The organism is Thioclava sp. NS-SX20 (assembly GCF_057380695.1).
The window spans coordinates 2,531,578-2,552,992 of record NZ_CM170816.1 but is presented as its reverse complement, the minus strand read 5'-3'; the positions used below and the strand labels follow the sequence as shown (position 1 = coordinate 2,552,992).

The 21,415-nt window shown below is 57.0% G+C and carries 18 protein-coding genes and 1 pseudogene; 9 read left to right on the top strand and 10 right to left on the bottom strand.

Going from position 1 to position 21,415, the window contains the following annotated elements; genetic code table 11:
* Positions 1-311: 311 nt before the first annotated feature.
* Positions 312-590 carry a hypothetical protein gene (locus tag AC2ISB_RS12565; protein WP_486575278.1) on the bottom strand — a complete coding sequence of 93 codons (279 nt, stop codon included), beginning with the start codon at positions 588-590 and terminating at the stop codon, positions 312-314.
* Positions 591-770: 180 nt separating this feature from the next.
* Here AC2ISB_RS12565 and AC2ISB_RS12560 point away from each other — a divergent pair, with 180 nt between their 5' ends.
* Complete coding sequence (locus AC2ISB_RS12560) at positions 771-1,466, top strand: hypothetical protein (protein ID WP_486575276.1); 696 nt, start codon at positions 771-773, stop codon at positions 1,464-1,466.
* A 676-nt stretch (positions 1,467-2,142) separates the two neighbouring features.
* Here AC2ISB_RS12560 and AC2ISB_RS12555 read toward each other — a convergent pair.
* The 5 genes from AC2ISB_RS12555 to AC2ISB_RS12535 form a co-directional block, all read right to left on the bottom strand.
* Positions 2,143-2,730: a hypothetical protein gene (locus AC2ISB_RS12555; protein WP_486575274.1), complete on the bottom strand. Its 588-nt coding sequence runs from the start codon at positions 2,728-2,730 to the stop codon at positions 2,143-2,145.
* A 554-nt stretch (positions 2,731-3,284) separates the two neighbouring features.
* Positions 3,285-3,653 (bottom strand): type I restriction enzyme endonuclease domain-containing protein, encoded by a 369-nt coding sequence (locus AC2ISB_RS12550; RefSeq protein ID WP_486576800.1) that lies wholly within the window; start codon positions 3,651-3,653, stop codon positions 3,285-3,287.
* A gap of 298 nt (positions 3,654-3,951) precedes the next feature.
* A complete protein-coding gene (locus tag AC2ISB_RS12545; protein ID WP_406735854.1) occupies positions 3,952-4,902 on the bottom strand; it encodes a hypothetical protein in 951 nt (316 codons plus the stop codon).
* Complete coding sequence (locus tag AC2ISB_RS12540) at positions 4,899-7,673, bottom strand: toxin VasX (protein ID WP_486575272.1); 2,775 nt, start codon at positions 7,671-7,673, stop codon at positions 4,899-4,901. Before AC2ISB_RS12540 ends, AC2ISB_RS12545 begins: the two co-directional genes overlap by 4 nt.
* A complete protein-coding gene (locus AC2ISB_RS12535) occupies positions 7,666-8,628 on the bottom strand; it encodes a DUF4123 domain-containing protein (protein WP_339108530.1) in 963 nt (320 codons plus the stop codon). The genes AC2ISB_RS12540 and AC2ISB_RS12535 overlap by 8 nt, the downstream gene beginning before the upstream one ends.
* Before the next feature lie 335 nt (positions 8,629-8,963).
* On the opposite strand from AC2ISB_RS12535, the pseudogene AC2ISB_RS12530 reads away from it, so the two are divergent.
* The 3 genes and pseudogenes from AC2ISB_RS12530 to AC2ISB_RS12520 all read left to right on the top strand — a co-directional run.
* A pseudogene (locus tag AC2ISB_RS12530) lies at positions 8,964-9,113 on the top strand (IS3 family transposase); the annotation flags it as partial.
* Between the two features lie 451 nt (positions 9,114-9,564).
* Positions 9,565-10,341 carry an HAD-IIB family hydrolase gene (locus AC2ISB_RS12525; protein WP_486575270.1) on the top strand — a complete coding sequence of 259 codons (777 nt, stop codon included), beginning with the start codon at positions 9,565-9,567 and terminating at the stop codon, positions 10,339-10,341.
* Positions 10,342-11,568 (top strand): glycosyltransferase family protein, encoded by a 1,227-nt coding sequence (locus AC2ISB_RS12520; protein WP_339108527.1) that lies wholly within the window; start codon positions 10,342-10,344, stop codon positions 11,566-11,568.
* A gap of 51 nt (positions 11,569-11,619) precedes the next feature.
* Here the strand turns inward: AC2ISB_RS12520 and AC2ISB_RS12515 are convergent, their stop codons facing one another.
* Positions 11,620-13,368 (bottom strand): sugar phosphorylase, encoded by a 1,749-nt coding sequence (locus AC2ISB_RS12515; protein ID WP_486575268.1) that lies wholly within the window; start codon positions 13,366-13,368, stop codon positions 11,620-11,622.
* Between the two features lie 209 nt (positions 13,369-13,577).
* Positions 13,578-14,603: a DUF2793 domain-containing protein gene (locus tag AC2ISB_RS12510; protein WP_406721485.1), complete on the bottom strand. Its 1,026-nt coding sequence runs from the start codon at positions 14,601-14,603 to the stop codon at positions 13,578-13,580.
* A gap of 156 nt (positions 14,604-14,759) precedes the next feature.
* Between AC2ISB_RS12510 and AC2ISB_RS12505 the strand changes: the two genes are divergently transcribed.
* Together AC2ISB_RS12505 and kdsA are read left to right on the top strand one after the other, a co-directional pair.
* Positions 14,760-15,725 (top strand): KpsF/GutQ family sugar-phosphate isomerase, encoded by a 966-nt coding sequence (locus AC2ISB_RS12505; protein WP_339108524.1) that lies wholly within the window; start codon positions 14,760-14,762, stop codon positions 15,723-15,725.
* Positions 15,726-15,749: 24 nt separating this feature from the next.
* Positions 15,750-16,580: a 3-deoxy-8-phosphooctulonate synthase gene (kdsA, locus tag AC2ISB_RS12500; protein WP_339109454.1), complete on the top strand. Its 831-nt coding sequence runs from the start codon at positions 15,750-15,752 to the stop codon at positions 16,578-16,580.
* Positions 16,581-16,590: 10 nt separating this feature from the next.
* Here the strand turns inward: kdsA and AC2ISB_RS12495 are convergent, their stop codons facing one another.
* Positions 16,591-17,151, bottom strand: coding sequence for a hypothetical protein (locus AC2ISB_RS12495; protein ID WP_339108523.1), 561 nt, complete (start codon positions 17,149-17,151; stop codon positions 16,591-16,593).
* Between the two features lie 230 nt (positions 17,152-17,381).
* On the opposite strand from AC2ISB_RS12495, the gene AC2ISB_RS12490 reads away from it, so the two are divergent.
* The 3 genes from AC2ISB_RS12490 to AC2ISB_RS12480 are packed head-to-tail and all read left to right on the top strand — an operon-like array spanning position 17,382 to position 20,598.
* A complete protein-coding gene (locus AC2ISB_RS12490; protein WP_486575265.1) occupies positions 17,382-18,701 on the top strand; it encodes an NAD(P)/FAD-dependent oxidoreductase in 1,320 nt (439 codons plus the stop codon).
* Positions 18,698-19,441 carry a DUF1365 domain-containing protein gene (locus tag AC2ISB_RS12485; RefSeq protein WP_339108521.1) on the top strand — a complete coding sequence of 248 codons (744 nt, stop codon included), beginning with the start codon at positions 18,698-18,700 and terminating at the stop codon, positions 19,439-19,441. The genes AC2ISB_RS12490 and AC2ISB_RS12485 overlap by 4 nt, the downstream gene beginning before the upstream one ends.
* A complete protein-coding gene (locus tag AC2ISB_RS12480; RefSeq protein ID WP_486576799.1) occupies positions 19,441-20,598 on the top strand; it encodes a class I SAM-dependent methyltransferase in 1,158 nt (385 codons plus the stop codon). Before AC2ISB_RS12485 ends, AC2ISB_RS12480 begins: the two co-directional genes overlap by 1 nt.
* Here the strand turns inward: AC2ISB_RS12480 and mtgA are convergent, their stop codons facing one another.
* Positions 20,599-21,339: a monofunctional biosynthetic peptidoglycan transglycosylase gene (gene mtgA / locus AC2ISB_RS12475; protein WP_339108520.1), complete on the bottom strand. Its 741-nt coding sequence runs from the start codon at positions 21,337-21,339 to the stop codon at positions 20,599-20,601.
* Between the last annotated feature and the right edge of the window lie 76 nt (positions 21,340-21,415).

Sequence of the window (21,415 nt, the reverse complement as noted above, 5' to 3'; positions counted from 1 at the left end):
CAGTGAAGATAGTCTGTTCATGATTTCAGATGGTTGCCGCCCGAGATACTGCAGTCCTGCGAAGGAAATCGAGCACTCCTGCGATCGAGCGACACGCTGTATTCGACGTATAAAATTGATGGCTGCACCACGGGATTTGTCGCAGTCTTCTGAAACGTAGAATTTCATGCCGCCCTCAAATGTTCATGATTTGTTTTATTTTGGGTTCATTATTCTCTGCTCGCAAGTTATTTTCTGAGTGGGAAAAATGGTGTGCGAAGTCGCATGTTTAATCTACAATTTATGCGACAAATTGTCGCATATTGCGCCGATTATTTTAACACTTTTGTCAAAGTAGCGGCCTTGCGGAGTTCTGGAAGGATAGTCAATAGCTTGCTGTATCTGAGCAGTTCGCCAAAACATTTGCCATATGTCCGCTGAGGATCGGCCGTGCCTGCTGTTTTGTATTCCATAAAACCCCTTCCATAAATTCTCCCCAAAAACAAACGCTTGATCCGCGTCCCTTTACGGGCATGATTCTCTCTGAGCGCTGTAAACAATTTTTTCTGCAGCTCGATTTGGAGGATCTGGACGACAATGTCTTGGGACACGACGAGCATCAATTTAGTACGGCACGATGATATCCGGCGCAGGTTACGTGCGAAGGGTATAGGACGCGTCCAATCTCCTATGCGCTGCGCGGTGGCTCCACGAAACTGGTCGCTATACCACCGCGCGGCCGGACCCTGCTGAAATACAGGCAGCGCTATATCGAGTCTGGCTATGACGATATGGCTTTGGTGGATCAGGCCTGGTTGCGCGGCAATCATATGTCGCGGATCACGACCAGAATGCGCGAATTGATGACCGAGGCGATTGAGCAGATCTATCTTGATCCCAAGAAACCGAATGTGTCGTCGGTCCTCCGCCATCTGGAAACCCTTACCACGGAAGAAAACGCAAAGCGGGTATTGAACGGGTTAGGCCCGCTAAAGCCGGTCACCCATAAGACCCTCGCCAAACATATCCGGATGATCGGCTCTACCGCTGTGACGATCGCGCGGGATGGGGAGCGTTTTGTTGCGAATAATCGCTCCCGTGGCGCCACCGATACGCGTGCTTTGAGCGTGGGGGAGAACCTTACCATTGACGAATGCAAGCTGTCCGTCATCACCACAGTGAAAGAGAAAGGCTGGTGGGAACGGCTGAGTACTGAAGAACAGGCTGTGTTGGAGGAGATCGACGAGATCATCCACACACGGCTCTGGCTGGTTCTTGTCCTGGATGTGGCGACCCGCATGCCACTGGCTTGGGTTCTGACGGATAGCCCGTCGCACCATGCGACGCTCGAGGCCCTTCGCATGGCAACACGCGACAAAACCCGCGAAAAGGTCGTGTATGGCTGCGAGAGTGATCCCATGCCTGCTGTCGGTATCGGCTCCATCGTGGGGGATAACGGCTCAGGCCTAAGCGCCCCGAGCTGTTGACGGCGCCCAAGATCGGCTCTACCGGCGTCAAGCACCTGAATATTCTGTTCAATAGTCGCAATCGCGGCCTGCTGTGCGGTCACCGCGTCATTTGCTGTGCTGACAAGTGGTAATGCCCGATCGAGCTGAGCTTGTGCATCGCTGACCTCGCGGCGCAACCTAACGAGCGTTGGCGCATCAAGGCGGCTCTCCGTCTGACTGATTGGATATAGCGCGGCGAGCGGCGCCAAAGACTCGAGCGCCGCCTTACGCTCGCCCAGCGAGCGGAGTGCGTCACCGATCCAGTCGCCTAGGGCTGCAAGCCGTTGCCCGATATCCTCCCCGGTGATCGCAGGCATCTGTACCGTCATAAGCTGCAGAAACTCGGTCTCCAGCTGATCGATTCGCTCTGTGACCTCGGCCTCCGTCAGCACGCCTGTCGCGCGAGCCGCTGTACGCAGCCGCTCGAGGCGAGTCAGCCAGCCTTGCCAGTCGGCGAGCTCGCGCTCAAGCGTAGTAACAACCTTCTGCTGCGTTTCGATACGCCGTGTGAAAGCGGCCACCGTCGGACGCCCGCGCAGCCCCACTCGAATTTGCTCCAGCCGATCGATGCCGCTTGGCCCCTTCAGTGCCTGCCACTGATCCCGTGGGTCGCGACTGGTGAACCGCTGCTGCGCCGCTTGACCCAGGAAATGCGTCAGGGCGAGGTAGGTACCGAGATCATTGATCGCGCGACGGTCGGGCCGCGCGAGCTGCGCCACAATATCGGCCGTCGCTGTACCACTGTCTGCAGCGCGCATGATCGGTTCTGCAGCCGCGGGGCGACGTGCAAGCTGATATATTCGAAACCTGTCAGGACATCGGCGCGCACCGACACACAGCTGCCGGACTCCCAGTCGAGGATGGGTAGATCAGCAATTGGATCGGTCGTATCGAACTCCGGCCAGTCGTAGATATGTGGATCGAGGCGGCGCCGCTCGGTGGTCGACTGAAGCGATAGAAACTCGCCGGCGGTTTCGAACAGCCATACATTTGACCTCGTCACCAGTGCCGCCGCCGCAGCCGCAGTTACGCCCGCCGCACCCCCGCCGATCACTGCGATGCGCGGATTGGAATTGAGATAGCCAAGTTCCTTTAGTGCGTGGACCAGCGAAAGCGCCCGAACCTGCTGAGAATAGAAGGTGATGCGGCGGTCGTAGCAACCGATCACGAACAGGTTCGGGCGTTCCCGTACCTCTGCACCGGCGATCACATCGTGCGGAAGCAAGGGTTCAGCCAAGGTCATAGACCCCGAATGCCGCCAAGGCACCATCTTCATTCTCGCTGTTCAAGATCGTGCTTGGAATCAACAATCCATCCTCCTGTTAAACCACAGGAATTTCTGCGGCCAGTCACACCAATTATGGGGAAGAACCGCCCCCGTCAAAATACTTTCGTTAGCTCATTGAGGTAGCTGAAGCAGCGCGGGGCGTTCTTCGCCCTCTTGCTGGATCTGGCTATGAAGGCTTCAATTAGCGAGATTGCGAGAGCGACCGGCAGTAAACTCCCGCATTGCGATTTTCTTGGCCGTGTGTTTGCTGCGGCGCTAGACGAATGGCAGCATTCCGAGGATGCGGCTACGCTGCATATGTCGCGATCGAGCGGTGGCAAAGGGCCGAAAGCAGTCTGACCGTAGTGCGGTGCAGCAAATGACCACTTGGCTCCGGTCGTAGCTGGATGAAACACCCTTGGCAGGTCAGTCTGAGTGGCCAAAAGAGGTAAGTAAGCACAAAGCGGGTAAACCCGCCGGTTCCCGATTATTCGACCTGGATGGAAGCTTCTGTCCAATATTACCAAAGATCAACTCGAGATTTCTGAGAGCATCGCCTCGGCCTGGGCAAGTACGCCCTTTACGGCAGCCTCTTCGAGGTCTGGTGGATAACCGTACTTCCGCAGGATGCGCTTCACGAGAACCCTCAGTCTTGCCCTAGCGCTATCGCGGTGAGCCCAGTCGACGCTGACGTTTGCCTTCAAACCATTAAGGAGTTCATGAGCGATGACTTTCAGCTGATCATTGCCGAGAATTTCGACCGCGCTCAGGTTGTCAGCGAGGGCGTCATAAAAGGCGATCTCTTCGGCAGAGAGCCCAGTTTCCTCACCGCGGTTGCGAGCTTCGCGGACCTCCCTGGCCAGCACGATCAGTTCCTGCAGCACTTCAACGGTGCTGATGGCGTTGGTGTGTCTTGTTCGACTTGATCGTCTCTAAATGCAGCGAGTGTGCTATGATCGGGGCAAGAAGCTTCACCGAGGTATTCAAAGCAATCGGAGCAATCTGCGATCTCTACGATCCGGCAGAATGCTGGAGCTACTTCAAGGCTGCCGGATCTGTCTCGGGTTAAAATCGAAAAGCCTTAATGGGTCCGACATTAAGGCAATGGGTTTCGCGGCGGTCAGATTTCTGACTGCAAGATTGAGCAAGTATCTCCGAACCTCGAGGCCTCCTCTGGCCAGTATAAATTGCCCGCCCTCACTCTGGCCGAGTTGCGAATTCCAGAAGCGTCTTGTCCAGCTTTTTGTTGTTAAATCGTCTTGGAATAAGCGATGCGTGACGAAGCCACCAGCGTAACCAATCGAGAGGCAGGACCTTATCCCGATAGAGTTGACCGAGCCATGTCTCATCAAAGTGCAAACGTTCGAGGTCCGGGCGCTCTGTCGGGGGCGCTTTGCAGAAATTTTTTACGAGACCACCCAAGTAATACCCCTGCGCGGGTCCCAAGGGGCACGGATATGCCCCTAGACGGAACTTCTTTTTCTTCTCTGGTTTGTCCAATCGGTAAAGCTCGACGACCAGCACATGATCTCCACCGCCGTGATAGGTGAGGATCGGCGTCGTATCTTCGGTGCTAAGCTTGATCTCGTCCTTTAGAAGGTATCGACCCTTGCCCATGCGCGCCACATAGATGTGGCGTCCCCGCTTTGTGTAGGCCAGCCGCATTTCGCGATCAAAGCGCACTGGAAGGGCAATAGGTGCGAATATAGAGATTAGTAGGCCACCGAAGACAAAGAGCATCATCAAAAAAGTAGGGATGAGGCTGCTTCGGAAGCGCACCCAGAAAGGTTTCCACTTTTCAAAGTCTTGGACGTATTCTTCGATGGTGGGAACAGGTTCCCCAAGCGTTTCTCTCACGGATTTCGAACGTTCGTAGTTTATCTTTAACGCGTCTTCCAAAAAATAGACGAATTCAATATCATCCTTGAAATCACTTAGTAGATTGGTTCCAGTTGAATACTGATCGTAGCCAACGACTCCGAACATAAATAATGAAAAAGCTGTCAGAATGAAGCGAAGCCTTTGACGGAAGAGATCGGGAACCTCAAGCACCGTCGGTGAGACCAATTTCGCACTACGAGCCAAACGGTTCCAAAGTCTGCGATCCGTATTGACTTCCAATTCTTCACATATCAGTTGATCCATCACCAGATACTCTCATGCGTAAATGTTCGCGTATCGCTCGGAGATCCCGCATTCACATCGTCATAGGTGGCTGTAATACGAAGTTTGCTTTTCGCACCAATATATGCGCTACGGGGTAGCGTGACGACGGCGGTGCCTGCGGATTGGAATGCGACCCTATGGTCAACGCTTCTCGTTAATTCACTAAAATGCGGGCCGGTAAAGAGGTTCACGACCTCTACCTGCAGTTTTCCTATTTGTGCATTGCTTTCAAGTTTGGATACCTTGATTTCGATTTGCCCGTCATTAGGCAAAGTATCAACGATTTTGACGCTGGCATTCATATCGAGATACCGTTGGAGTTCTTGATCGTAGTAAAATTTCATATTTTCATAAGCTTGGGCTTCTGGTTTGGCGAGAACTCTAGCTTGAATGGTCTGATCATCCAAACTAGGTCGCGCAGTTCCCCAATATTCACTATGCGTGCCCCAAAAACCTTGCCGGACCCAAGTCTCGATATCGCTATCTGCCATCATGGAGATCACACCGCCAACGAAGATCACACCGATTGCAATCAGGGCAATGGGGCCAGTTGCCACGAACAAAAGGGCAACCCCGCCCACGACGGCCATGCCATTCCCAATGGCCATAGCGTAGTCTTCACGTTTAATACCTTCGTATGACAAGAAGCCCGAAAACACGATACCAACGACGCCGGTTGCCTTGGCCGCCAGCGGTCCGATGCGAACGGATTTTGCGATATTGCCAAATTGGCCCTCTCGTACCATCGCATAGGTCTTCATCCAAGGGTTTTCCTTGAACAGAAGACCAGCCAGTTTCTTCGATGCTGCCATGCCTGGCACAGCTTTTCGTGCGGAGTTAAGCGAATACACAGATCCGTAAGCTGACGAAAAACCGGAGATGAACTTGCCGGTACTACTGTTTACTAGCGCGCCGACGTCGCTCTTGTCGCCATAGCTGTTTGCGCCCCATGTCTTGATGGTTCCATGGAGAGAAAGAAGAGACGCAAGCAGCCCAAGCCCGTTTGCAGCGGTATCAAATTTGCCAACCTGACTGGCAAATCTCTTGTAGTTGCTGTCAACTTCTACAGTGACATTTACGCGGAACTCGACCGCTCCGAGTTCTCCATCGGCGGGCCAACGTTGGACAAAAAGATCGCCAAGAATTTGGTTTTCGGCGCTATCAAAGATATCCGTGGCACGCCCAAAAGAGTAGGTCTGGTCAACGAGCTTTGGAGCCGTGTAACCATCCGCCGTCAGCAATTCCTGAAACGTCGATCTCAGTTCGGTCGCCTTCTGGAAGGTTACTTCTTTTCTGAACATCTGGGTGGCCAGCACGCGCGTCGCATTTGTCTCGGACCCAGTGAAGCAAGCTTCAACCATTTCATTGCCATAGACCACAATAACGGCGTTTAGCGCGGGCCAGAAGTTGTTCTTAACTTTACCCGTCGTGGAGACCAGTGACTTAGTGAAGGAAAGTATCTTGCTGACGTTACTTTGTGCGGCCTTCAATAACCCTCCATCAGCCGTATCGCCCTTGGGTAACTTCGCGAGATCATTGAACACAGATGCGGCAACAAGAGACAGTTCGCTGCAATTGGCTTCGCCCGCTTTTGCACTGGCAAAGAACATATTACAGGCAGCCACCAGTTCACGGTGATCATTCGGATGCGCTGTCGCACTGTACCGACCGCAGAGTTTGACCATCGTCGAATACTGCGACATGAAACTGCCGGTATCATTTTGAATGAGCTTTCGAAGCCAATGAAAGGCAAGGCGGAAGATTATAGGGCCGAAAGCTTCTGACTTTTCGAACAGGTCTTGATATCTACTGTCGAATTCCTGCGAAAGTGGCGCCTTTTTTATCCATCCAGATTCACTCGAGACTTTTTCTTGCTCTTGATAACTTTTTACGGCTTTCCCGATGACCAAGGGATACTGGTGTTGCGCAACGAAATTTTGCTGGGTCATGACCTGTGTCGAGATAAGCCCACAGATGTCTTGCAGCTCACCTATCGGGTCATGAATGGCAGCGAGAACGCCTTTCTCAGCAGTATTGATACAACTCACCACAAAGGATGGCGTTTCGGATCTTGTTGTGGTCATGCGAACGACATTCGCGTCATCTAAACCCGCGTCTCCACCTGTCTCTGAGCTACGCCGGAAACCCGAAACGCGTTTTGCCAATTCTGTAATTGGTGCACAAAACGGGCCACTGCGCGAGGCAAGATCAAGGCGCGTCATCAACGTATCGCGCGTATCGGTATTGTGAGGGATGTCAAAAAAGACCTTCGAAGGCCAAGGGTTTTCGCTATAAGCCACCCAGACGACAGGAGTATCCTTGGGTACGAAAGCGTAGGGATAGGTTTCGTTCAATAGCTTCCAATTGGTACCCTCGGGGCTATCTTTTTTATCACCGTTTTCGTCCTGAAATTCATACTTGCTAAAAACATAGCTCCCTTTGGGCGCGACATCGGCCTTGGGCGAATAATCTGCACTATTGGCATCGCCCTGCACCGTCTGGAATCGGAATATCTGAAAATAGGTGCCGTCCCATGTGTAGAAAAAGCCTTGCCGGATGCGCAGCAGTTCATGTGCGGCCAGATCATCAATAGAGCTTGGCGTTGGTGGCGTTGCGCTACCTTTGTCCAGCATTTTGGACAAGGCATCCAAGGTCAGTGCGAAACGGACAGGAAAAATTGGAATAATTGTCGGATCACAATTTGCCGATAATTGCTCCGTTTCGGTCGTTTCAGAGAACGGCGGTTTAGGCATGTAAAAAATCCTTTTCCACGTTCGCCCAAATCGCTTTTGCGCGGATAAGAGGCGATTGGATACGCTCGGGATCAACAAGGTTTTCGTAGTGATCTATGGTCAGACCAAATTGTGCCAGTCGGTAGGATGCTCGCATAAACAGATAGTTGGCAGCTTCGATCCGATAGCCGCGCTCCAGTGCGACACAATATATTTTCTCTATGTTGTCATCGAGATATTCTTCAGACCAGATCTCGTCATCGTCACGAAAGGATTGTTTGATACGTTCAAGAAAATAAGATGCTCGCATGATGCGAAGCACCTGAAAGTCAGACTCAGTTATGCGAATTGGGGTTGAATCGCTTATGGCTTGCGCTGTGGCAACAACGACTTCGTCTTCGATATAGCTGATGAGGGCATCAAGCTTGTCTTTGCTAAAAAGCCTGTAGCTGAGACTTCCATAGCTTACTCCTGAACGCGCCAGTGCCTTGTTGAAACGCGGTTCCCAGAACCTGAAAAAATACCATTGGCCTTTCGCATCACGCACGCGCAAAAAATGTCGCAGATGCGCCCACAGGGCCTCAAATCCTGCGAAGCTTCGAATGAATATTGCTGCTTCCCGGTGTTGCGCATGTTTTGTTGTCCAGTCCGGCGATAAAGCAGGATCATAGGTTGTGAGAAGGCGCAGAAGTGGATCATCAGAGGCTACGCGTACAAGATAGGGAGAGAGATCTTCGAGTTCCTCTGCGGTCTCCCCGGCAAACAGACAACGGTATTCACCGTTGGTCTGCTCCAGTACTTCACGGCCCTGCACGAATTTCGAGGCATCAAGGACAATATAAACTGAGGCTTCGTCCTTGAAGAGGTTTTGCAAAAGGATGCTAGGCGCTGACTTGGGCTCGCTGCAAGCAAACTGCCTGTCAAGCGGGTGAACGCCCCGACGCGTCTGAAATTCTACATAGTCTTTTATCTGCATTATTAGATGTACTTAAATTCGGACGGGAACAAGCATAAGAATCCTGCGAGTTGCGATAATGGAAAAGGCCGCGAAATGGAACCCGGGTCGCTGAAGTTCCTTGATTTTATGCGGGGCGGAACCGTGGGAGTCATTTGCGGCTCGTATATGATAATTTTGCTTTTGTCTTTAATTCTGAGCCTCAGGCCGCGCGCTATAGGCGAGCTGACGTTATCCTCGTTCCTCGGGTATTTCATTGATGATGACCGATTAAATAGCATGAGGAAACTGTGCGGCGTCGATGCCCGAGCCGAGTAAATTTATAGATAGGGACGATCTATCCATAATTAGTCGACGTTCGGGTGATGCGGGATCATGACATCTCGCAGCGCTGGGCCTGCAGGCTTGTCGTAGGTGTCGATCCAAAGACAGTCCGGCGTGAACGCCCGCCTGACTGTGCCGAGATCCGCAAAGAGATGCAGGAGATCGCAGGCAAGCGACGTCGGTTACCGCATGCTCAGCATTGTCGATGAAATCACACGGGAGGTGCTGGTGGCCATTTTGGAAATCGCTAGGCCCAGCAAATTGCACAGTAAAGTTGGAGATCAGCGAGTCTTCTGCCAGTAAGGAAAGTGTATGCAAACCGTTTCAATTTGGGTGTGGTTCGCAGCATCGACGAACCACTTCCTGAACGGATGCTCGGGTCTTTGAGAGTATCCTTATCAATTTTGCAGCTTTGACCGCCAGCGGAAAAAGAGGGGCTTCGGCCGGAGGAAAAAGCGATAGAATCGGCGTTTGGAATTGCTCCAACAGTGGGGGCGGTCAAAAAACAGCGGTGCCATCTGAGTAAAAAAACGGCGTTCTGGAATTTCTGTCAGGCCGGAGATTTTATGACCTGTCAATGCATTGAACTGTGACGCTCAGCGGATACACTTATAAAAAACATCAGGGTAGCGCATGCAGGTTTTGGTTTTCACGGATCTCGATGGCACATTGCTGGATCATGAAACCTATAGCTATGCCGCGGCCCTTCCGGCCATATCTGCCCTCAATGCGCGGGGGGCGGGTATTGTGCTGGCCAGTTCCAAGACCACGCGCGAGATCGTTGACCTGCATAGGGCGCTGGCGCTGGGTGATATGCCGATGATCGTTGAGAATGGCGCCGCCTTGGTGCGGCCCGATCAGGCGCAAGCGGATAATCTGGCTTACGCCAAGCTGCGTGCGGCGCTTGAGGCGGTGCCTGCCGAGTTGCGGGCGTTTTTCACAGGCTTTGGCGATATGAGCGTGGCAGAGGTCGCCGCCTCGACGGGCTTGTCCGAGGCTCAGGCGGCCCAAGCCAAGGCGCGCGCCTTTTCAGAGCCGGGGGTCTGGACGGGCAGCAAAGAACAGGAAGCGGCTTTTGTGTCCGCTTTGTCCCGGTGTGATGTGCAGGCAAGGCGGGGTGGGCGCTATCTGACGCTTTCCTTTGGTGGCACCAAGGCGGGCCAGATGCAGGCGGTGATCGACCGCTATCGGCCCGATCTGACGATTGCGCTGGGCGATGCGCCAAATGACCGCGAGATGCTGGAGGCGGCGGATATCGGGGTCATTATCCGCAACGATCATGGCACGGGGCTGCCCGTCCTTGCAGGAGAAGAGACCGGACGGATCAGGCGCAGCACGGCGCAGGGTCCGGAAGGGTGGAACAGCGCCATTCTGGCGATTCTTGCCGAATATGAGAAAGAGGAGGGCTAAATGGCCGATTTCCAACAAAACGGGAACATCACCCATTTCCATAATCTGCGGAGCCGCTCGAACGAGGAGCTGGTCTATGAGATCGAGTCCTATGCACAGAGCCGCAAGATTTCACTGATCCTGCCCAGCCTGTATTCCGAGTTGGAAGGCCCGGCGCTGGCCAATATCGTGGCCGAGCTGTCCAAGGTGTCTTATCTGAACCGTGTGATCATCGGGCTGGATCGCGCCGATGAGGCGCAATACCGCCATGCGCGCAGCTTCTTTGCGGGGTTGCCGCAAAAGACCACCGTAATCTGGAATGACAGCCCGCGGATGAAGGCGCTCTATGAGCGGCTGGATCATCTGGGGCTGGCTCCGCAAGAGCCGGGCAAGGGCAAGAATGTCTGGGGCTGTATCGGCTATCTGATTGGCTGTGCCGATAGCGCGGTGATGGCGATCCATGATTGTGACATCGTGACCTATCAGCGCGAGATGCTCGACCGGCTTGTGTATCCGGTGGCAAACCCGTCTTTCCCCTATCAGCTGTCCAAAGGCTATTATGCCCGTATCGGGGGCGGCAAGCTGAACGGGCGGGTAACGCGGCTGCTGGTCAGCCCGATCCTGATCGCGCTGAAGCGGGTGGTGGGGGACCGCGATTATCTCGATTACCTGCGGGCCTTCCGGTATATCCTGTCGGGCGAATTCGCGATGCGCACGCAGATGCTGCCCGATCTGCGTATCCCTTCGGATTGGGGGCTGGAGATCGGCGTGCTGTCCGAGGCATGGCGCAATCTGGGGCGCGGCATGATCTGTCAGGTCGAGATTGCCGATGACTATGACCACAAGCATCAGGAAACCAGCCCCGAGGATGCGACGGCGGGCCTCAACCGCATGTCCACCGACATCTGCAAGGCGCTTTATCGCAAGCTGGCCGCCGATGGCACGGTCTTCACCAACAACACGTTCCGCACGCTCAAGGCCACCTATTACCGCCGTGCGCTTGATCTGTTGGAAGCCTATTACAACGATGCCAAGATGAACGGGCTGAAGGTCGACCGCCATGCCGAAGAGCAGCAGATCGAACTTTTTGCCGAAAACATCGTGCGCGCTGGGCAGGTGTTTCTGGAAAATCCCGAAGAACGCCCCTTCATCCCCACATGGAACCGCGTCCATGCCGCCGATCCGAATTTCATCGCCGATTTCCATCGGGCCGTGGCCGAGGACGAAGCGGAGTTCGCCCCCGCCTGAGGGCCTGCCGGAACGTCGCGACAGTGCCGGGCGTGTGGCCCGGACTGTCTGTCAGGTGCGGTTGGTGATCCAGCGGCATTGATAAGGGGCCATGAGGACCTTGGTTTCGGGGCCGCCGTCGATGATCTCGCCCGAGAGGATGTCGAACCAGCGCTGCCCGTCGATCAGATTGAGATCGCTGGCATTCACCGTGACCTCTTCGTCGCTGACATTATGGATGGCAAAGATCGATTGCGCCCGATCCAGCGACTGGCGCCAGATGCCGAACAAACGGGGATCAAGATGCAGGGTGAACTGTGTGGCATTGGGGTGCAGTGCGGGCTGGCGGGCACGCAGGCGCAGGCGTTCGGACAGCGCGGCCAGCACGCGGCTTTGATTGGTTTCATGATCGGCCAGCTTGGCGCGCAATTCGGGGTAGAACCACTTGTGGCGGTTGATGGCGCGGTTCATGCCGCGCCGCTCGACGGCTTCGACGTCATTCGGCGTTGCCAGAAGAGAATGAATGTAGAACGCAGGGATCCCCTCCAGCGACATCACGATGGTCTGCGAACACAGGAAGCGGCGGATATGCAGGTCGTCCTCGCCCTTGAAGGTGCGGCTCATCGCATCGAAGAAGCCGCAATTCAGCTCGTAAGGGCTTTGCGAGCCATCGGGAAGCGAGCGCATGGAGACAAGGCCGCCAATCTCGCGGATCGTATCGATGACCTTTTCTTTCTCTGCCTCGGGCAAGACCCCTTCGGCGGGGCGCATGCCGATACCGTCATGGCTGGCGGTAAAGTTGAGATAGGCGCAGCCCAAGGGCGCGGGCGGCATGGTGCGCTGCCATTCCAGCAGATAGCGCGCGGTACCCGACATCATCGCATGCAGGATCAGCGGCGGTAGCGGGAAGTTATAGACGGCATGTGCCTCGTCACGGTCTCCGAAATAGCTGAGGTTTTCGGCTTTGGGCACATTGGTTTCGGTCAGCAGGATGACGTTCTCGGCGGCATAGTCGCACAAGAGACGCATCAGCTGGATGATCGCATGGGTTTGCGGCAGGTGGATACAATTGGTGCCGACCTCCTTCCACAGGAAGGCCACCGCATCCAGCCGCAGGATCTGCACGCCCGCATCCACATGCAGACGGATGATACGCAGGATCTCCAGCAGGACCTCGGGGTTGCGGAAATCCAGATCGACCTGATCATGGCTGAAGGTGCACCAGACATAGCGCTTGCCCTCGGGCGTATCCACGGGTTGCAAAAGCGGCGTGGTGCGCGGGCGGGTCACTTGGCTGAGGTCATCCGAGGGGCGGGCTTCAAAGAAGAACCTGTCGAATGGCGGCTGCCCCTGCCGGTAGGCATTGAACCACACGCCCTGACTGGACACATGGTTGAGCACCAGATCCGACATTAGGTGGAACTCGGCCCCGATCCGGCTGATATCGGGCCAGTCGCCCAAGGCCGAATTCACCTTGCGATAATCGGTCACCGCAAAACCGTCATCCGAGGTATAGGGAAAAAAGGGCAGGATATGGACGCCGTTCACCACGCCCTTCATGTAGCTCAGCAGGAAGTCGTTGAGCAGATCCAGCGGCTTGTGCGACCCGTCGGTGATGGAATCGCCATAGGTGATCAGAACCGCATCCGCCTGTGTCCACAGATTGTTTCCCGGCACACGGGGGCGTTTGCGCCGATGCGTGCCCTCGGGCCAGAACGCATCGATCACCTGACTTGCCATGATATCGGGATCGAAATCGGGATAGACTTGCGCAAGAAGCTCGGCGAGGCGGGCGCTTAGGGAACCGGTGGGCTTGGACATACGCGGGTGGTGCTCCGGAAGATGGCAGGAAAAACCGTTGTTCCTCATGATCCTAGGGCAGGCAAGCGGCAGAGGTCCAGCATCCACCCCCATTGCTCCGGTTCTTGCAGGGACGATGTGATTAAAAAATGGGCAACGGGCTGGAAGCATCGGCCCAAAAGAAAAACCGCTCCGAAGGCCCGGAGCGGTAGTCAAAAAGGAATAGGTGCTTAAAACCAGCGGCCGAGGGCCGTTATTCTGATTGCACCCCCATCTGTAACCGATTGGTATGACAATGCGGTGACACTGCAATTCGTGGCGGCGGTGGGGCCGTTCCCCATCCATGTGCCCGCAATGCCCAAGGCCCCTGTGACCGTAGGAGGGGCGGCAAAGGCGGCAGGGAAGGTCCAGACAAGGGCTGCCGACTGGAACAGGCTGCCAGCCGCAGTCGAGATGGCGCCTACGGCAAGATCCGGCGACAGGCAGAGCAGGACGCCGTTGGCCAGTTTGAAATAGGCCCCGTCACCTGTTTCACCGCGTTCGAACAGCGCCCCCGCCGTCTGTGACACGCTGCCCAGAATGGCCGTGCCGCTGAGCGGGCCGTTGATTTCGGCTCCTTGCGGCATCATGGCAAGGCCGGTGGCCGCGCTGAGCGACAGCGCCGTGGTCCAGCTTGCGCCATCGGCACTGACCTTGACGGCGAAATCGTCATTGCCTGCGCATCCCATCTCGGCGCGGCCCGACCAGCCGGTCTGGAACACCAGACTGGCGGTGTTCTCGGGCAGGGCCTTGTTGATCTTCAACTGGTGGCTGGTGCCCGCATGGGTCAGCAGCGTTGCGTCCGAGGCAACGGCCAGACGATTGGTCTCGTCGGCCGCGCTATTCACCCCCAGACGCTCGACTTCGAGTGCGCCGGAAAGCAGCCCCGCCCAGTGAGTGCCGGTCCAGATAACCGATTGCGCCTCATCCGCGATATAGGCCTGCCAGCCGGTCTTGGGCGGGTAGATGCGCCATGCCTCGCCGCCCCATTGCACCACCGCCCCGTCATGGCCCGCCCATGCGCCTGCGGCCCCTTGCGGCAGGATGTAGCGGTGACCGGCGGACGGGGTCGCGGGTGGGGTCGCGGTTGTTCTGCTTTGGACAGACAGTTGCACCAGCGTATCCAGAATATCGATGGCTTCGTTATGGGTGACATGTTTTTGTGCTTGGGATGCCTGGATAAAAGGCAGGTCGAGATTGGCGGAACTATCGGTCATCGGGGTCCTCACATGCCGGAATGCGTTGCCGAAGCTTACGCGCCAAAAGGTGAGCCGTTCTTTATGGCGCCGTGCGCAGGGGTGTTGCGCTTTGGTATGTGGCTATCGGTCAAGCTGCGTGGTAGGAACGGCGCGAAACTGACTGCGGAGTGCCCGATGGCCCAACTCAAAAGCGCATCCGAAATCCTTGCGGCTGCACGGCAGGTTCTGACAATCGAAGCCGATGCACTGCGCCATCTCTGCGACGCGATGCCCGCCGATTTCGTGCCTGCGCTGGAACGGATCATGCAGGTTGAGGGGCGGGTGATCGTCTGCGGGATCGGGAAATCGGGGCATATCGGGCGCAAGATCGCCGCAACTCTGGCCTCGACCGGCACGCCCTCGTTTTTCGTGCATGCCGCCGAGGCAAGCCACGGGGATCTGGGCATGGTCACCGAGGCCGATATCTGCCTGCTGATCTCGAATTCCGGCGAGACGTCGGAACTGCGCGATATGATCTATCATACCCAACGGTTCTCGATCCCGCTGATCGCGATTTCGTCGAACCCCGACAGTACGTTGATGCGGGCGGCGGATTACAAGCTGACATTGCCGAAGCTGCCCGAGGCTTGCCCGATGGGTATGGCCCCCACCACCTCGACCACGCTGACGCTGGCCTTGGGGGATGCGCTGGCCGTGGCACTGATGGAAGTGCGCGGTTTCAAGGATACCGATTTCGGCATCTTCCATCCGGGCGGCAAGCTGGGCGCGCAGATGCGCCGCGTGTCGGAAATGATGCATAGCGGTGCCTCTTTGCCGTTCGTCGACTGGACGGCCCCGATGTCGGACGTGCTTGTCGAGATGAGCGCGAAGGGCTTCGGTATTGCGATCGTGATGAAAGATGGCAAATTGTTCGGCGTGATCTCGGACGGGGATTTGCGGCGCAATATGGACGGGCTGATGCAGTCCGATGCGGCGAAGGTGGCCAACCGGTCGCCGGTCACGATTGCGCCCGACACTCTTGCAGCCGAGGGGCTGGCGATCCTAAATCAGAAGAAGATCTCGGTGCTTCTGGTGGTCGAGGATGAAAAGCCGGTGGGGGTTCTGCATGTGCATGACTTCCTGCGCGGCGGCGTGATGTAAGCCATTGGTCGGAAGGGACGAATGATGAGCGTAGAAAAAATCGTCACCATCGGTGATATCCAGATTGGCGGGAATACTCCTTTTGCGCTGATCGCGGGGCCCTGTCAGCTGGAAAGCCTCGATCATAGCCGGATGATGGCGGAAAAGATTGCGGAAGCCTGTGCCAAAACCGGCACGAAATTCGTCTTCAAGGGCAGTTATGACAAGGCCAACCGGTCGTCGATCAGCACCCAGCGCGGTATCGGCATGGACGAAGGGCTGAGCATCCTGTCCAAGATCCGCGACGAATTCGGCTGTCCTGTGATCACCGATGTGCATGATGCACGCCAGTGCCAGCCGGTAGGCGAGGCCGTGGATGTGCTGCAAATCCCTGCCTTCCTGTGCCGTCAGACCGATCTGCTTCTGGCGGCGGGCGAAACCGGTCGCGCGGTGAATGTGAAAAAGGGGCAGTTCCTTGCCCCTTGGGAGATGGAGAATGTCGCCAAGAAAGTCGCGTCTACGGGGAACGAACGCATTCTGCTTTGCGACCGTGGAACGTCTTTTGGTTATAACACGCTGGTGACCGACTTCCGCGGTCTGCCGATCATGGCGCGCACCGGATATCCGGTGGTCTTCGATGCCACCCATTCGGTGCAGCAGCCGGGCGGGCAAGGCACGACCTCGGGCGGGCAGCGGGAATTCGCGCCGGTTCTGGCCCGCGCAGCCTGTGCCGTCGGCGTTGCGGCCCTGTTCATCGAGACCCATCAGGACCCCGATAATGCACCTTCGGACGGGCCGAATATGATTCCGATCAGCCAGATGGCCGGTCTGATCGAAGAGCTTTCCGGCTTTGACCGGCTGCGTAAGGGGCTGTAACGCCAGCCCCTTAACCTTCGTGTTCGAAAAAGATGAAGCTGTCCATGCTTTCGAAATCCAGGGCAGCTTCTTCGTAATGGGCCGGTGCATCAGCATAATCCGGCATGGTATAGGCCGCACTTTCCATATCCACATAGCTCGGCTCTGCGGTCGTATCGTCGGCCACGGCGCCTGCCGCCCAGTCGAACCCCAGCGCATCGGCATCCTGTAGGGCCTCTTCCGCGCCCGCAGCATAGCTGTGCCCGTCCACAAGACTATCCCCGCCATCTTCCAGCAGGGCCGCGTAATCGGCGGTATAGAATTCGTCGCCCGCTTCCATCATCAACATCATTTCCGCTGCACTGATCGGTGCTTCGGCAAGATCGTCGATCACGATCGGCTGTTCGATCTGGATGGCATCCGGATAGTCGATGCTGACGGCGGTCGGCACCGTGAAATAGGTGCCCATTGTAAACTGTGCCTCGCCCGTATGGCCGAGCTCGGCTTGAAAAAGCCCGACGAGGCCGCCCAGATTGGGGGAGCCTGTGCCGGAAGGGTCTATCGCTACTGAGGTCTCAACTTGGCTGTCCATAGTGTCTCTCCCAAGTGCTCATTCCGTAACGTCATCATTTGCATTATAGGTTGATGAAATACTTACAAGGCACGCTCAGGTTGAGCTAAGATAAGTAAATTTGATAAAGTATTGTCTGCAGGGGCTTCTTCCGGCCATAAAAATTTTCAAAAGAAAAATGCGACGGGGCTGAAACTTCCGTGGTTCATGAAACGTATCTTCTCGCGAAGCTGCAACAGACCGGAGCCCCCATGTCTTTAGATGTATCTGCGAATCCCCAGATAAGGCCGCGTATCGCTATTATCGGGGGCGGGATCTCGGGCCTGTCGGCGGCGTGGATGCTCAACCCGCGCTATGATGTCACCCTGTATGAGGCCGAGGCGCGGTTGGGCGGGCATGCGCGCACCGTGTTTGCGGGGCGCTCGGGGCAACAGCCGGTTGATACCGGGTTTATCGTTTTCAACTATGCCAACTACCCGCACCTGACGCGCCTTTTTCACGATCTTGAGGTGCCGGTGATCCGGTCCGACATGAGTTTCGGTGCCACGATCGACGCCGGCAGGATCGAATATGCGCTGCGTGATCTGCGTGGCCTGACAGCGCAGCGGCGCAATCTCCTGCGGCCCGGTTTCCTGCGGATGGTGCGCGATATTCTGGCCTTCAACGCGCGGGCGGCGGAGGTCGCGATGCGCGATGACCTGACGGTGGACGAACTGATCGCGCAAATGGGGCTCGGACAATGGTTCCGCGACTATTATCTTCTGCCGATCTCGGGGGCGATCTGGTCGACGCCGTCACAGGAAATCGGCATGTTTCCGGCGCGCTCTCTGATCCGGTTCTTCGAAAACCACGCATTGCTTTCGGCCGCCGGTCAGCACCAGTGGTGGACGGTGAAAGGAGGATCCGCACAATATGTCGCACGCCTTGAACAGGCCTTGCGGCAGCGCGGTGTCGCGCTGCGCCTTCAAAGCGGTGTTGCTTCGGTCAAGCGTCACGCAGGTGGGGTGACGGTCAGCTGTGCAGGGGCGCTGCCGGAAACTTTCGATCATGTGGTGATGGCCTGCCATTCGGATCAGGCGCTGCGCCTTCTGGCGGATGCCGATCCGGAAGAGCAGGCGCTTCTGTCGGCCATCCGCTATCGTCCGAACGAGATGGTGCTGCACGCGGATCCTGTGGCCATGCCCAAACGCCGTGCCTGCTGGTCGTCTTGGGTCTATCAGGCCGATCACCGGCAGGCAGAGACCAGATTGGGGGTCAGCTACTGGATGAACCGTTTGCAGCAGATCCCCGAGGAGGATCCGCTTTTTGTTAGCCTCAATCCGCAATTCGAACTCGACGAGCGCAGGGTCTATGACAGCGCCACATTCGCGCATCCGGTGTTTGACCGCGCCGCCCTACGGGCGCAGGCAGGCATTGCCGCACGGCAGGGCGCGCGCAATACGTGGTTTGCTGGCGCTTGGTTGCGGCACGGGTTCCACGAGGATGGCATCGCATCGGCCATGCGGGTTGCGCGGAGGCTTCTGCCCCTGGCCGATGCGTCGCAGATGGATGGTTTCGGGGCGGTGGCATGATCGACTATCTTCCCGGCGAAACGGTGCATGTGCGCCGCGGGGCTATTGATCATCGCTTCCGCTATCCGGTCGACTACCTGTGTCTCGACCCCGAACACCCGACCGGACCATCCTTCTTCTCTCATAACCGGCTCAATCTTTTCGCGTTTTTCGACCGTGATCACGGCGGTATCCGGGGGGCGGGCGAGGGGGCCGCTTGGGCGCGGCGGATGCTGACCCGCGCGGGGCTGACAGGGGGGTATAGCCTGCGGTTGATGGCGCAGCCGCGCGTCCTCGGGCGGGCCTTCAATCCGGTCTGCTTCTGGATGGCCTTTCGCGAAGAAACGCTGCTGGCAGTGATTGCCGAGGTCAACAACACCTTTGGTGACAGGCATAACTATCTTTGTGCACATGATGATTTTTCGCCCATTCTGCCGGATCATGTGCTGGAAGCGCGCAAGATCTTCCATGTTTCCCCTTTTCAGGACATCGGCGGGGGCTATCATTTTCAATATGCGATCACGGCCAAGCATGCGGTGATCCGGATTGATTTCCGCAATGGCGGCGAGGGGCTGATTGCCACCTATCGCGCCCCGCGCATGGCCCTGACCAACCGTCGCATCCTACAGGCGGTGCTGCGTCGCCCTTGGGCGCCCGTACGCATCATGGCGCTGATCTACTGGCAGGCGCTGCGACTGAAACTGAAAGGCGCGCGCTATCGCGATAGACCCGCCCCACCAAAGGAAGACCTGAGCCGATGATGCCCTTTCTCTCGAACCGTTTGCGCCGTGACTTTCTGGATAGCTGTCAGGCGATCACCCAAGGCAGTCTGACTCTGCGCACCCCCGAAGGCGACATCCACCGCTTCGGTCAGGGCGCGCCGGAGGCAGACCTTGTGCTGCATGACTGGTCCGTGGTGGCGGCGATTGCCTCGCGCGGAGATATCGGTCTGGGCGAGACCTATGTCGCGGGGCTTTGGGACACCGGCTCTATCGAGAACCTGCTGACGGTGGCTCTGCTGAATTTCAACGCGCTGGAACATTATGCCTTTGCCAGCCCGTGGCAGAACCTCAAGTTCCGGCTGATCGACCGGATCGTGCGGGCCAACTCGGTGAAGGGGGCCTCGCGCAATATCCGTGCCCATTACGATGTGGGCAATGAATTCTACCAGCTCTGGCTGGATGAGGGCATGAGCTATTCCTCGGCGCTGTTTACCGCCGACGACAGCGATCTGGCCCGCGCCCAGAACCGTAAGCTGGACCGCATCCTGCAAGGATTGGGCGGCGGCGAGAGCGTGCTCGAGATCGGCTGCGGCTGGGGGCATTTTGCCGAACGCGCCGCCGAGAGCGGGCGTCATGTGACGGGCATCACCATCTCGCCCTCGCAGAAAGGCTATGCCGATGCGCGACTGGACGGGCGCGCCGACATCAAGCTGCAGGATTACCGCAAGACCGAGGGTCGTTTCGACAATATCGTCTCGATCGAGATGATCGAAGCCGTGGGCGAGAAATACTGGCCCACCTATTTCGGCACCATTCGTGACCGCCTGAACGAAGGGGGGCGCGCGATGATTCAGGCGATCACCGTGTCCGATGCCTATTTCCCGAAATATCAGGCCAGCTCGGATTACATCCGCCAATATGCCTTTCCGGGCGGCATGCTACTGTCGGATGGCAAGATCCGCGAACAGGCGGCCAAAGCAGGCATGAAGGTGCAGGAGGTCTTTGCCTTTGGCGAGGATTACGCCCAGACCTGTCGCCTCTGGTCCGAACGGCTGAAGGCGCGCACGACCAAGGCCGCCGAGCTGGGCTACGGGCAGGAATTCCTACGCGGCTGGCACTATTACCTTGAGGCCTGCGCGGCGGCCTTCCGCACCCAGCAATGCAATGTGCTTCAGGTGCAGATGGCCCGTATCTGATCAGCGTTCAAAGCAGCTTGCGCGACCGTCGCGTTTGATCGTGGCGGCCCCGTCCATGATGGCATTGGCGCGACGCGACACAAAGGCCGAGGGTCGTGCGGCATTGCGTTCTTTGGGGTTGGGCAGCACGGCGGCCAGTAGGGCGGCCTGACGGGCGGTCAGCTTGTCTGGCGTGGTGCGGAAATAGCGGAAGGCGGCGGCATTGATGCCGAAGACGCCTTCGTCGAACTCCGCCACATTCAGATAGACCTCGAGAATCCGGCGCTTGTTCCAGATGAATTCGATGGCGGGCGTCAGGGCTGCTTCCAGCGCCTTGCGCGGCCATGACCGGCCCTGCCAGAGAAAGACGTTCTTGGCGGTCTGCTGGCTGATGGTCGAGGCCCCGCGCGAGGAGCCTTCGTCGATCACCTTGCGGATCGCGCCCATGTCAAAGCCCCAATGGCGGCAGAAATTGGCATCTTCGGCAGCCACGACCGACCGCGCCACGACGGGGGCGATATCGTCCATCGAGGTCCATTCGTGATCGACCCCGCCCAAGCGACGGCCTTCGCTGATCATCGTGATCGTTGTTGGCGGGTTGATGAACTTATACAGCACCACAATCGCCAGCACGGCGGCCAACAATACCAGAACCGCCCTCAGGACGTGCTTGCGCAGCCATGCCAGAGCAGGGTCATAAAGCGCGGGCCGCTTCGGGGCCGGCTTGGAAGGTTTCGATCTGGAGCTTTTCGGTTTCGCCATGTCGCCATAAGTCCCTGAGCCTGCGAACAGGTCAAGCCTTCTGCCACGAAACAAACGTAAATGCAGCCCCGTGGCC